The sequence below is a fragment of the Mycobacterium sp. genome, from assembly GCF_049802695.1.
GTDB lineage: Bacteria > Actinomycetota > Actinomycetes > Mycobacteriales > Mycobacteriaceae > Mycobacterium.
Genome location: NZ_JBARMY010000265.1, coordinates 1 through 12283, shown reverse-complemented (window position 1 = coordinate 12283; position 12283 = coordinate 1). Strand labels below are relative to the sequence as shown.

At 66.3% G+C, this 12283-nt stretch carries 11 protein-coding genes and 1 pseudogene; 6 read left to right on the top strand and 6 right to left on the bottom strand.

What is annotated here, in order from left to right:
- The coding region (locus WA317_RS10930; RefSeq protein WP_425173047.1) for a thiamine pyrophosphate-binding protein at nt 1-631 on the bottom strand (631 nt) is incomplete at its 3' end.
- 260 nt (nt 632-891) lie between these two features.
- Between WA317_RS10930 and WA317_RS10925 the strand changes: the two genes are divergently transcribed.
- Nucleotides 892-2310, top strand: coding sequence for an NADP-dependent succinic semialdehyde dehydrogenase (locus tag WA317_RS10925; protein WP_425173046.1), 1419 nt, complete (start codon nt 892-894; stop codon nt 2308-2310).
- A 60-nt stretch (nt 2311-2370) separates the two neighbouring features.
- On the opposite strand, the gene WA317_RS10920 is transcribed toward WA317_RS10925, so the two are convergent.
- The 3 genes from WA317_RS10920 to WA317_RS10910 form a co-directional block, all read right to left on the bottom strand.
- On the bottom strand, nt 2371-3312 hold the full coding sequence (locus tag WA317_RS10920; protein ID WP_425173045.1) for a R2-like ligand-binding oxidase: 942 nt from the start codon (nt 3310-3312) through the stop codon (nt 2371-2373).
- 10 nt (nt 3313-3322) lie between these two features.
- The gene (locus WA317_RS10915) at nt 3323-4009 is read right to left on the bottom strand and encodes a TetR/AcrR family transcriptional regulator (RefSeq protein ID WP_425173044.1); all 687 of its coding nucleotides are present in this window, start codon (nt 4007-4009) and stop codon (nt 3323-3325) included.
- Between the two features lie 135 nt (nt 4010-4144).
- Nucleotides 4145-5845 carry an acyl-CoA dehydrogenase family protein gene (locus WA317_RS10910; protein ID WP_425173043.1) on the bottom strand — a complete coding sequence of 567 codons (1701 nt, stop codon included), beginning with the start codon at nt 5843-5845 and terminating at the stop codon, nt 4145-4147.
- 119 nt (nt 5846-5964) lie between these two features.
- Here WA317_RS10910 and WA317_RS10905 point away from each other — a divergent pair, with 119 nt between their 5' ends.
- On the top strand, nt 5965-6945 hold the full coding sequence (locus WA317_RS10905; protein WP_425173042.1) for a phosphotriesterase-related protein: 981 nt from the start codon (nt 5965-5967) through the stop codon (nt 6943-6945).
- A gap of 24 nt (nt 6946-6969) precedes the next feature.
- On the opposite strand, the gene sigI is transcribed toward WA317_RS10905, so the two are convergent.
- The gene (gene sigI / locus WA317_RS10900; RefSeq protein WP_425173041.1) at nt 6970-7854 is read right to left on the bottom strand and encodes an RNA polymerase sigma factor SigI; all 885 of its coding nucleotides are present in this window, start codon (nt 7852-7854) and stop codon (nt 6970-6972) included.
- Between the two features lie 80 nt (nt 7855-7934).
- On the opposite strand from sigI, the gene WA317_RS10895 reads away from it, so the two are divergent.
- Nucleotides 7935-8780, top strand: a complete 846-nt coding sequence (locus WA317_RS10895; protein ID WP_425173040.1) for an NAD(P)H-binding protein — start codon at nt 7935-7937, stop codon at nt 8778-8780.
- Entirely contained in the window at nt 8777-9220 is a 444-nt protein-coding gene (locus WA317_RS10890; protein ID WP_425173039.1) for a nitroreductase family deazaflavin-dependent oxidoreductase, read from the top strand. The genes WA317_RS10895 and WA317_RS10890 overlap by 4 nt, the downstream gene beginning before the upstream one ends.
- Nucleotides 9221-9299: 79 nt before the next feature.
- On the opposite strand, the gene WA317_RS10885 is transcribed toward WA317_RS10890, so the two are convergent.
- Nucleotides 9300-10469, bottom strand: a complete 1170-nt coding sequence (locus tag WA317_RS10885; protein ID WP_425173038.1) for an acyltransferase family protein — start codon at nt 10467-10469, stop codon at nt 9300-9302.
- A gap of 206 nt (nt 10470-10675) precedes the next feature.
- On the opposite strand from WA317_RS10885, the gene WA317_RS10880 reads away from it, so the two are divergent.
- On the top strand, nt 10676-11947 hold the full coding sequence (locus WA317_RS10880) for a DUF3068 domain-containing protein (RefSeq protein WP_425173037.1): 1272 nt from the start codon (nt 10676-10678) through the stop codon (nt 11945-11947).
- 4 nt (nt 11948-11951) lie between these two features.
- Nucleotides 11952-12283 (top strand): annotated as a pseudogene (locus WA317_RS10875) (hypothetical protein); the annotation flags it as partial.

The window sequence follows — 12283 nt, the reverse complement described above, 5'->3', positions numbered from 1 at the left end:
CGCCGTGACCGGCCAGCACCACCGGCCGCCGTGCCGACCGCAGGATGTCGGCGGCTCGCCGGACCTGACCGGCCGCCGGGGCTTCGGCGTGCACCACATTGCGCGGCAGTGGGGACAGGTCGTAGTAGTCGGCAACATCTGCGTCTATGTGCTCGGGCACCGCCAGGTAAACCGCGGCCGGGCGTTCACTTTCGGCAAGCTTGAACGCCTTGCGCACCATCTCCGGGATGGCCCGCACGGTGGGTATGCCGTCGGCCCAGCGGGTGATCGGCGAGAACATCGTGACCAGGTCGACGTACTGGTGTGACTCCTTGTACTCCCGGTCCTGACCCACCTGCGCGGATATCGCGACCAGCGGAGTGCTGTTAGTAGTCGCGTCGGCGACTCCCAACATCATGTTGATCGCACCGGGACCCAGCGTGGCCGAGACGACGGCTGCCCGGCCGGTGACCCGGCCGTACATCTCCGCCATGAACGCCGCGGCCTGCTCGTGCCGGGTGAGCACGTAGCGGATGTCGGAGCCGGCGAGCGCCTGCACGAAGCGAATGTTCTCTTCGCCCGGAATCCCGAAAACGACAGCGACTTCCTCGTTTTCGAGGCACCTCACCAGTAGCTGAGCGGCAGTACTCACCCATCACCTCCTGCGGACCACGGTCGAGTAGAAGGTAGCGCGACGACGCGCCGACTTCCGCCCTGGGTGCACCGAGCGGTCATCCCCCGGACGACGTCGGCAAACCGACTCCGGCCCGGTCAAGCAGGCAGAACTCAAGAAGGAGCAGGTGAACTCCTGGCTCGAGCGGTGCGGCGGAAGCCGAAGTGGCAGGCTGGAATGGCGAACGCCGTTTGCACGCTTTTAGGTTTCTAGAGGACCCGAACCCAAAGGATGCCAGCATGTCTATCGCCACGATCAATCCTGCCACCGGAGAGACGGTCAAGACCTTCACCGCGGCAACAGACGACGAAGTCGAGGCGGCCATCGCCCGCGCCTACGAGCGGTTCCTCGACTACCGTCACTCCACCACCTTCGCGCAGCGCGCCGAGTGGGCCAACGCCACCGCCGACCTGCTGGAGGCTGAAGCCGACGAGGTCGGCGCCATGATGACCCTCGAGATGGGCAAGACGCTGGCCTCCGCCAAGGCCGAAGTTATCAAGTGCGCCAAGGGCTTTCGCTACTACGCCGAAAACGCCGAGAAGATCCTGGCCGACGAGCCGGCCGACGCCGGCAAGGTGGGTGCGAAGAAGGCCTACACCCGCTACCAGCCGCTCGGCGTAGTGCTGGCCATCATGCCGTGGAACTTCCCGCTGTGGCAGGCCGTCCGGTTCGCCGCGCCGGCGTTGATGGCGGGGAACGTGGGCATCCTCAAACACGCGTCGAATGTGCCGCAGTGCGCGCTCTATCTGGCCGACGTCATCCGCCGCGGCGGCTTTCCCGAAGGCTGCTTCCAGACCCTGCTTGTCTCGTCGAGCGCCGTCGAGAAGATCCTGCGGGATCCCCGGGTCGCGGCGGCCACCTTGACCGGCAGCGAACCGGCAGGCCAGTCGGTCGGCGCCATCGCCGGTGACGAGATCAAACGCACGGTGCTCGAGCTCGGCGGCAGTGACCCGTTCATCGTGATGCCGTCGGCGAACCTGGACGAGGCGGTCAAAACCGCGGTGACCGCCCGCGTCCAGAACAACGGCCAATCCTGCATCGCCGCGAAGCGATTCATCGCCCACGCCGACATCTACGACGCGTTCGTCGACAAGTTCGTCGACAAAATGCAGGCGTTGAAGGTCGGTGACCCGACCGACCCCGACACCGAGGTCGGCCCGCTGGCCACCGAGTCGGGCCGCGACGATGTGCAGAAGCAGGTCGACGACGCCGCCGCAGCGGGCGCAGTAATCCGCTGCGGCGGCAAGCGTCTCGACCGGCCGGGGTGGTACTACCCGCCCACGGTCGTCACCGACATCACCAAGGACATGGCGCTGTATACCGAAGAGGTGTTCGGACCGGTCGCGTCGGTGTACCGCGCCGCCGACATCGACGAAGCCATCGAGATCGCCAACGCCACCACGTTCGGTCTGGGGTCCAACGCATGGACGAATGACGAGGCCGAGCAGGAGCGCTTCATCGAGGACATCGAGGCGGGTCAGGTGTTCATCAACGGGATGACGGTGTCCTACCCAGAGCTGCCGTTCGGCGGGGTCAAGCGCTCCGGCTACGGTCGCGAGCTCGCGGGCCTCGGGATCCGCGAGTTCTGCAACGCGAAAACCGTTTGGGTCGGATCGCCCGACAGCGGTAGCTCGAGCGGCAGCAAGAAGGTCGAGTAGCCGCTAGCCCGACGGCGGCGACCCGCTTCGCCCGGCTTTCAGCCGCGCTCGCGATCGCCGCTAGGCGGTCGCGGCCAGCGCCCGCTCGTCCTCGTCGGCGAAGGTGTCCTCCAATTGCAGCGGCGAGTAGTCCAGGTCGATCTCTTCGATCGGGCGACCGCGGGCGCTGCCGATGGTGCCGAATCGCCGCATGCCCTTGTCGGCGGAGTACTGCATGAACTCGTCGACGGACAGGTCGAACGGCATCGGGTCACCGTAGAGGGCGAAGCCGTCCTGGGTGAGCTGCAGCGCCAGCGGGATGAGTTCGTTCATCCGGTTCTCGAACACCGTCCAGTTGGCGTCGTCGGCGGCGACGTGGCGCCGGCAGGTGAAGGTGCCCCAGGCCATGTGGCGTCGCTCGTCGTCGCCGATCCGCCGGATCAGTTCCTGCATGCCGGGCAGGATGCCGCGCTCCAGGCAGATTTTGTGCCAGGCGTAGTAGCCGGTGAGCGCCAGCATGCCTTCGACGATGTGGTTGTAGGTCGCCGACGCCCGCACCTGGGCGGACGGTGACGGGTCGATGGCTAAGGCATGCAGCGAATCGGGCAGCTCGTCGTTGAACATCTGCCGGTAGGCGGGCAGCTCGTCGAGGTAGCTGTGCAGGTCGCCGTCGATCCCGACTGCGTCGAGCCACAACCGGAACACCTGGGTGTGTTTGGCTTCCTCGAATGCGAACTGGGTCAGATACATCTCGTCGCCCAGCCGGCCTTCGGCCCGCATTGCGGCCATGAACGGTTGAATGTCCTTGGTGACCGCTTCCTCGCCGGCGATGAACTGGGCGCACAGCCGAATGGCATAGTCGCGTTCGCGATCCGACAGCGAGTCCCAGTCCGCCCGGTCGCGGGAGAAGTCGATGTCGGCCGGATCCCAGAACTTGGCGTTGCCGCCGGCGAACAGCTTGAGTGGGAGGCTGTTCCAGTTCAAGCCGCCGGCTGCCAGCGAGCCGTAGCGTGTTCGTGTCATGTCGACCTCCTCAGGACGTCTGGGTTGTAGGGAACGATTGGTCGGATAAGCAGGGCGTCACCGCGAACGCGGCTGACAGCACGGCGACCAGTCGACGGACTGCCAACGCCGGCTGCTCGGGTGTGGGTTCGTCGAGGCCGAGGACCGGATCCAGACCCCGCACGAAGGGCGCCAGCGCCAGATGCGGAAAAACCATCAGGAGCAGCGACAACAACGCGTCGGTGTCGGAGTCCGCGCGCAGGTCGCCGCGGGCTCGTGCGTCGCGCACCAGCGGCCGCAGCACTTCCAAATAGTGGCGGTGGATGACGGTCCGCACACTGATGCGCGCATCGGTGTCGACTTCGAAGCTGGCCGCCGCGTGCAGCGCGCGTTCACGCGGGTGGTCGGCGAAGTAGCCGACCCAGTCGTCGAGCAGGTCGGTGAGGAACTCGAAGAACGGTCTGCTCGGGTCGAGGGCGCGGATGCGGCCCTCCACGTAGGACCGGACCCGTTGGCAGCCGATCTCGGCGATGAACGCATACAGGTCGCGCTTGTCCGCGAAGTACTGGAAAAGGCTGCCCTTGGCCACCCCCGCCCGGCGGGCGATGACGTTCAGGCTGCCGCGGGAGAAGCCGTGCGCTGCGAATTCGGCTTCTGCGGCTTCGATCACGGCTGCGCGACGGGCCGAGTCGACGCGAGCCCAGGTGACTGTCGGCATCGAACCTCCTCGTGCAATGACCACTGGTCATTCTACGGTGAGCCGCGTCACAGTCAAAGGCTACGGCTCGAACGTGAAACCAGCTTCACGCTGGAGGGTGAGCGAGAACGCAGCTTCACGCTCGCGGCGTGAGCGTCAGGGACGCATTTGATAGGCGCCGCTGAGCGGCAGGATGTGTTCCTTCCAGACCTGCGCGTAACCCGACGGGTCGTGCACCGGACGGCGGATCATCCGCGTCGCGAATCGGGCCTGCTCGTCCGTTGTCGCGGGCTTGTCGCTCAGCTCCACGGCATAGCCGTTGAAGTCCCTGACCAGCACGGCGAAGATCTCGTCGAGCAACGCCTCGTCCACCCCGGACAGCCCAGCCTCCTCGAGGATGAGCTGGGCGTAAGGTGCCGTGGCGAACAGCTGGCCGACGGCGAAGGCGAAGTCGATGTCCTTCTGTTGGGCGGCGTCGGGGGTGGCGCCGGCCAGCATCTCGGTGAGCACGTCGATCTGTGCGCGCAGCAGCGCGACGTTGGGGAGATGCGTGAACTTGTCGAACGATGCGCGCCAATCGTGGAAGCGCACCTTGCCCAGACCGCCGGTGGGGCCCTGCGCGAATAGAAAGGTGTCGTCGGCGGGATCGTCGCGGCGAGAGATTAGAGGCAGCGCCGCGTCCGGGGCGAACAGGAAGTTCGGCATGAACTTGCCGAGCAGGCCGATGTTGATGTGGACGGTGCCTTCCAGCCTGGGCAGCAGGCCGATCTCGCGGGTCATCGCCTCGAAAATGGTGTCCTTCTCGACGCCTTTGGCGGCGATGACATCCCACAGCGCGATGATGACCCGCTCACCCTCGCTGGTGATTTTTGCCTTGGTGAGCGGGCTGTAGAGCAGGTAACGGCGGTCCTCGACCGACGCGCTGCGCATGTAGTCGCCGGCGCGGGTGGCCACCAGCTTCATGGCGGCCAGCCGCACGTATGCGTCGGTGAGCAGCCGCCGCACGTGACTGAAGTCGGTGACGACGGTGCCGTACAGGTAGCGGTTGGACGCGTGGGTGACCGCCTCGTACATGGCGTGAGTGCACATGCCGACCGCTCCCCAGCCCAGGTTGTACTTGCAGACGTTGACGGTGTTGAGGGCGGCGTGGAAGGCCCCAGGCCCGCGGTGCAGGATGTCGGTCTCGGTGACCGGGTAGTCGCGAAGCCCGTAGTTGGCGACGAAGTTCTGCGAGTTCACCACGTTCTTGATCAGGTCGAACCGATCGTGCTGGGAGTCGGCGGCGAAAAACACGTATTCGTCGGTGCCGGCGATCTTGCCGAATGTGGAGACCATCCGGGCCACGTTGGCGTTGCCGATGTAGTACTTCTCCCCGTTGGCCGTCCAGCCGCCGTCCGAGGAGGGCTCGAGGATCATGTCGGTCTGGTAGACGTCGGCGCCGTGGACCTGTTCTGACAGCCCGAAGGCGAACACGTCACCGGCCTCCAGCTGGGCGGCGGCCTTGCGCTTGGCGTCCTCGTTGTCGCTCATCCATATCGGTCCCAGCCCCAGGGCGGTGACCTGGAAGGGGTACCAGTAGTTCAGCCCGTAAAAACCTACGATCTCAGCGAACTCGCTGATCCGGTAGGTGTCCCAGCGGCAGTCGTCCGCGCCGTACTCGGCAGGTGTCAGCAGGGAGGCGAAGATGCGCTCCCGTCCGATGTGGTCGAGAAAGTCCGAGTACCACACCCGGTTGTGGTCGTCGGACTTCAGCCGCGCCTTGCCCCTGGACTCGAAGAAGTCCACCGTCGTGGCCATGATCTCCCCCGAGCGACGGTCCGGGTACTGGCGTTGCAAGTGGTTGGGATTGAGCAACATGGCGGCGACTCCTGTCTCGATGAAGACCAGGGTGACGGTACTGCAAGAGCACGACGGTCGGGGCGCCCGGAGAAAACGCCCCTGTCGGTCGGTGGCCCAGTCGACTTAACATCAGTCGCGTGTCAGAACTCAATACCGCTCGCGGGCCCATCGATACCGCGGATCTGGGTGTCACGCTCATGCATGAGCACGTGTTCATCCTGACCACCGAGATCGCCCAGAACTATCCCGAAGACTGGGGCGACGAGGAACGGCGGGTGGCCGACGCCATCGACCGGCTCAACGAGCTGAAGTCCCGCGGGGTGGACACCATCGTCGACCTGACCGTGATCGGGCTGGGCCGGTACATTCCGCGCATCGCGCGCGTCGCGGCGGCCACGGAGCTCAATATCGTTGTGGCGACCGGGCTTTACACCTACAACGACGTGCCGTTCCGTTTCCACTACTTGGGCCCGGGCACGCCGATGGACGGCCCGGAGATCATGACCGACATGTTCGTCCGCGACATCGAGGAGGGCATCGCCGACACCGGCATCAAGGCCGGGATTCTCAAGTGCGCCACCGACGAGCCCGGCGTCACCCCCGGCGTCGAGCGGGTGTTGCGCGCGGTCGCGCAGGCGCACAAACGCACCGGGGTGCCGATCTCGACGCACACCCATGCGGGGTTGCGGCGAGGGCTCGAGCAGCAACGCATCTTCGCCGAGGAAGGCGTCGACCTGAGCCGGGTGGTGATCGGCCATTCCGGTGACACCACCGACCTCGGCTATCTCGAGGAGCTGATCGGCAACGGCTCCTACATCGGCATGGACCGATTCGGGATCGACGTGTACCTGCCGTTCGAGGACCGGGTGAACACGGTCGCGCAGATGTGCGAGCGCGGGCATGCCGACAAGATGGTGCTCTCGCACGACGCCAACTGCTACTTCGACGCGCTGCCCGAGGACCTGTTGTCGGTGGCCGCGCCCAACTGGCATTACCTGCACATCCACAACGACGTGATCCCCGCGCTCAAGGAGCGCGGCGTGACCGACGAGCAGCTGCACACCATGCTGGTCGACAACCCGCGCCGCATCTTCGAGCGGCAGGGCGCCTATCAGTGAGTGAGCCGGCGTGCACCCAAGCCGCTAGGTGTCGGTCGGTGTCTTGCCGAATCGTGCGGCGGGGTCGGCGGTGGCCTCGATCGAAAGAACACGGCCGTCGCGCACCGTCAGCGTGATGACCGCGAACAGCTTCTTGTCGGCGAAGGCAAGCAGCGTCGGCTGCGGACCCGGCACGCTGACCAGCGTCGCGCCGGTCCCTACGTAGCGCATCAGGTTGGTGGCCACCTCGGTGGGTCCGTGGTTGACTTGCCGGGCCGGCGCGGGATCAGCCAGAACCGTTCCCACCCCCCACACCGACGCGTCCAGGACCGCGGCCAGCGCGTGCAGGTCTCCGCCGGCACAGGCCGTGATGAAGCGGTCCACCACTTCTTGATGACCGGCCCCGGCGCCGATCTCGGCGTCCAGGTCGGCGCGGGCTAACTTCGCGCGGGCGCGCCGGGCTAATTGTCGGCAGGTGGCGACGGGTCGCCCCGTGATCTCACCGATCGTGTCGAACGGCACAGCGAACATGTCGTGCAGAATGAAGGCCACCCGCTCACCAGGACTGAGCCTGTTCAAGACCTCGGTGAGCGCGCGGCTGACGGCGTCGTCGAGGGTCACGCGGTCGGCCGGGTCGGCGCCGGGCTGGCTGTACAACGGCGCGGCGCGGTCGGTGTCGTCGTCAGCCCACCCCGTTGACTCGTGACGGACGCGCGCCGAACGGAGAAAGTCCAGGCATAGCCGACCGGTGACCACCGTCAACCAACCTCGCTCGTCGTCGATGTCGCCGGGTGGTGTGGCAGAGAACCGCAGGAAAGCCTCCTGCACCATGTCTTCGGCGCTGCCGACATCACGGAGCATCTGATAGGCGAGATTGACAAGGTGCGCCCGGTGCGCGCGCCAGGTGTCCGCAGTCGTTATCCGGTCCATACTGCTACGACGCTGCCGGCGACCGAAAAGTTACCCGTCACAGCTGTCACTTTCTGGTCCCGCGGCGTCGTCCTGTCGGCATGACGTTTCTTATCACCGGAGCGACCGGCAACGTCGGCCGGCCGCTCGTCAATCACCTTCTCGATGCCGGTGCCGATGTGCGGGCCGTGAGCCGAAACCCTTCATCGGCGAACTTGCCCGCCGCGGTGCAGGTGGTCGCATCGCCGTTCGACCGACTGCGCGGCGCCACAGCGATCTTTCTGAATTCACGGGCCCTGGGCGACCAGATGGCCGAACTGGTAGCCGCAGCCACACGATCCGATATCCAGCGCCTCGTCGCGTTGTCAGCGATCAATGCCGACGATGACGACGCCCGTCAACCGTCGCGGTTCCGTGGGGACCGCAACCGGGAAGCCGATCAGCTCGCCTCCGCCTCCGGGATACCGTGGGTCAGTCTGCGCCCCGCGGTGTTCGCGTCGAACTTCATCGGGATGTGGGCGGCTCAAATCCGTGGTGGCGACATCGTCTACGGGCCACATGCGGATGCGTCCCTGGCGCCGATCTCCGACGCCGATATCGCCGCAGTGGCCGCTCGCGCATTTCTGTCCGACGACTTTGTCGGACAACGCATTCCGATGACTGGACCACACGCGCTGACCAACGCGGAGTTGGTCAGCGTTATCGGCAAGGTGCTCGGCCGTCCACTGCGATATCAGGAAGTCCCGGCGCGGGTGTGCCGCGACGCCTTCGTTGGCATGGGATTTCCCGCCGGCTTCGCCGACGCCTACATCGCGATGCTGGCCAGCACAGTCGGGCACCCGGCCGTCGTCACCCACGATGTGGAAAAAATCCTCGGCCGACCGGCCACTTCGTTCGCCGACTGGGCCGCCGACCACCGAACCGCCTTCTCGGACGGTGACCTGTGAGCACCAAAAGGCCACCGCGCTGGCTCAAGTTGGTCAACACGGTGATGAAAGCCGCACACCGGATCGGCGTCCCGACCGGTCCGGCAATGATTCTCACGGTGACCGGACACAAGACGGGCAAGCCCCGTAGCACCCCCATGTCGCCTTTCGAGGTCGACGGACTGCTCTACGTCGTCGGCGGCTACCCGGGGGCCGATTGGGTACGCAACGCACGCCTTGCCGAGGTCGGGACACTGACCCGCGGACGGCGTAAACGACAGGTCCGCATCGTCGACGTCGGACCCGAGGAGGCCCGCCCGGTACTGCGGGCCTACCCCCGTCTGGTGCCCGCCGGGGTCGGCTTCGTCAGACGGTCCGGCATGGTCACCGAGGGCACACCCGACGAATTCGAAGCACTTGCAGGCACGCTGCCGGTCCTGCGATTCGACCCGCTGCCATGACATTGCAAATGCGTCGGGGTGCAGCTGTCGTAACTCGTCGAGAAGACGGTCTGCCCCAGATCAGAACCTTGGACCGGTCTCAGGGCGCGATCGCATCCTCTTGAGGTTCGCGCACCGGGCGGTCCGGCGCCGCGCGATCCTGCCGGCGTTGCTCCCAGCGCCGCAGAGCTTCCCGGCACGGTGATTCAACCAGCGCGTAGCTGACGGCGGCGATTGCGACGCCGAAGATCAGCGTCAGCGCCAGCACCTCGGGCAGGTGCCCCCCGAAGGAGAATTCGCCGATCACCGGGAACACCATTACCAGCGCCGCGAGATGCCAGATGAACAAGCCGTAGGACCAGCGGCCCAGCGTCACCATGCCGGTGCTGCCCAGCAGCCGGTGCGGAGTGTCGGGCCGGTCCAGCACCAGCGGGGCGATCAACGCGAACGCCACCGCCGCGCCCATGGCCGTCTTGACCGCGAACTGGAACGAGGTACTCGGCATCAGCCCTGCCGGTCCGGCCAGCGGCGAGGCTGCCACCACGTAAGCCACCAACGCGATCACCGCCATCACCACCCGGCGTCGAGCCAGCCGGTGCGGCGCTCCTATCGGGGTGTAGAGCAACTCGGCGAGCAGCATGCCCGCGGCGAACCAGGAGAAGAACGCCGGTGGCCAGTTGAGCGAGTTGAGTCCGGAGCCCGTGACGGGCACCCACGCCCACGCCCAGCTGGCGAGCGCCAGGACGCCGATCGCCGGAATCCGCCATCCGACCGGGAGCCTGCGGGCCAGCAGCGCCAGGATCGGTAACGCCAGATAGAAGCTGACTTCGACGGACAGGCTCCACATCTGCGTCAGCCCCGCGGTCAGCGTCAGCGGCACATAGATCTGCGTCAATGTGAGGTTGGCCAGCCACACCGTCGGGCTGGCGTGCTCGGCGTCGGGCAGCAAGGTCAGGATGACGACCACGGCCACCAGGTAGGCCGGCATGATGCGGACCACCCGCGAACGCAAGTAGTGTCCCGTCGCGGGACGCTTCCCGACACCGCGGGCGGCCGCGACGTGACCGCGCCACAGCAGGAAGCCTGACAAAGCGAAGAACACCGCCACCGCCAGATCGAAGCGGCCCAGCAACCGGCCGTCGACGCCGGTGGAATGCCCGGTCTGGAAGGCGGCGTGGGTGACGACCACGCCGATGGCGGCGCATGCGCGCATGCCCTCCACCGCGGGCAGGAAGCTGCGGGTCCCACCGGTTCGCTGATCGTCGGTCATGGCAACAGTCTGCCGTGGGGTGGTGACCGGGCTGAACGGGTACACCCGCGGGTGCTGTTCGCGGCCTCCAGCACACCGCTGGATACCTAAGCCGGGACCTTAAATACTGCTGTTAGGGTCGGACGGGTTTTAGCTCGCTGCGCTAATTAGCGGGCACGCCGAGGCTGGGCGATCAAGAACCGAACGCAGAAGGAGGTCACCGCAAGGTGAACCGAGCAGTCGTGTTGCGGATAGCTGCCTGCGGAATCATGGGCCTCGGAGCCGCCCTGCTGATCGCCGCGCTTCTGCTGTGGACCTACACGAGCAGCCGCATCACCAAGATTCCGCTCGACCTCGACACCACCTTGATCGGTGAGGGCAACGGTAAAGCGTTGGATCCGGGATCGTTGTCCGGGGACAGATTCGTCATCGATCAGAAGGTGCCGCTGGTGTCACAGCAGCAGATCAGCGTCGAGTCGCCCGCTAATGCCGATGTGGTGACGCTGCAAGTCGGCAACTCGGTCCGGCGCACCGACAAGCAGAAGGACACCGGCCTGCTGTTGGCGATCGTCGACACCGTGACGCTCAACCGCAAGACCGCGTTGGCCGTGTCCGATGAAACCCACCCCGGCGGCGCGGTGCAGAAGCCACGCACCATCAACGACGACAACCCGCCGACCAACATCGCGTTGCCGCACGACGGACTGTCCTACCGCTTTCCCTTCCACACCGGAAAGCAGACCTACCAGTACTTCGATCCGATCGCCCAGAAGGCATATGACGCCAACTATGACGACGACGAGGACATCAACGGTCTGACCACCTACCGCTTCACTCTGAACATCGGCTACGACAGCTCGGGCAAACTCCTCGCCCCGGTCAAGTACCCCTCGCTGTACGCCAATGACGAAGACGGCAAAGTCACCGCCACGGCGGCGAAGTGGGGTGTTCCCAGCGATGACCCGGACGAGAAGATCACGATGACCCGCTACTACGCCGCGCAGCGCACCTTCTGGGTCGACCCGGTGTCGGGCACCATCGTCAAAGAAGAAGATCACGTCAACCACTACTTCGCCCGCGACCCGCTGAAGCCGGAAGCGACCTTGGTCGAATACAAGGTCACCTCGAATGAGCAGACGGTCGAATCCCAGGTGAATGCCGCTCGCGATGAGCGTGACCGGCTGGCGCTGTGGTCGCGGGTGCTGCCGATCACCTTCACCGCGGCCGGTGTCGTCGCGCTGATCGGCGGAGCGCTGCTGGCCGCACTCAGCCTGCGGACGGAAGCCGCGCTGATTGATCCCGGCTTGGACCGCGCCGATCACGGCTTCTTCGGCCGCAAAGCGCCCCAGGCGGAACCACCGTCGGGAGCGGAAGCGGAAACCGAGATCCTGCCGACGCGCCCGGACCTGGACGAATCGGCTGCACCGGGTGCGGGCCCGCCGGGCGCTGATCCGCCCGGGTCACCGGAATCGAGCCCGGGGTCACCCGAACGGCCTTGATCGCGTGCGCCGCCGCGTCCTGCAGTCGGCTTACGCCTTAGCTTTGGCGCTGCTGATCGTCGCGCCGCTGCTGCGGCCGGGATATCTGCTGTTGCGCGACGCGGTGTCGACGCCGCGATCCTATCTTTCCGACGCCGCCCTCGGACTGGCCGAATCGGCTCCCCGGGCCACACCACAAGACTTCGCGGTGGCGCTGGCATCGCATGGCGTCGACGGCGGCATCGTGGTCAAGGCGCTGCTCATCGCCGGCTTGTGGCTGGCGGGTTGGGGTGCGGCGATGCTGGCCGCGGTCGCGCTACCGGCTGCGGGCGCGCCCGGCCAATTCGTTGCCACCAC

Coding starts and splice junctions, on each gene's coding strand:
- WA317_RS10925 (WP_425173046.1), top strand. CDS start 892: ATGTCTATCGCCACGATCAATCCTGCCACCGGAGAGACGGTCAAGACC.
- WA317_RS10920 (WP_425173045.1), bottom strand. CDS start 3,312: ATGACACGAACACGCTACGGCTCGCTGGCAGCCGGCGGCTTGAACTGG.
- WA317_RS10915 (WP_425173044.1), bottom strand. CDS start 4,009: ATGCCGACAGTCACCTGGGCTCGCGTCGACTCGGCCCGTCGCGCAGCC.
- WA317_RS10910 (WP_425173043.1), bottom strand. CDS start 5,845: ATGTTGCTCAATCCCAACCACTTGCAACGCCAGTACCCGGACCGTCGC.
- sigI (WP_425173041.1), bottom strand. CDS start 7,854: ATGGACCGGATAACGACTGCGGACACCTGGCGCGCGCACCGGGCGCAC.
- WA317_RS10895 (WP_425173040.1), top strand. CDS start 7,935: ATGACGTTTCTTATCACCGGAGCGACCGGCAACGTCGGCCGGCCGCTC.
- WA317_RS10885 (WP_425173038.1), bottom strand. CDS start 10,469: ATGACCGACGATCAGCGAACCGGTGGGACCCGCAGCTTCCTGCCCGCG.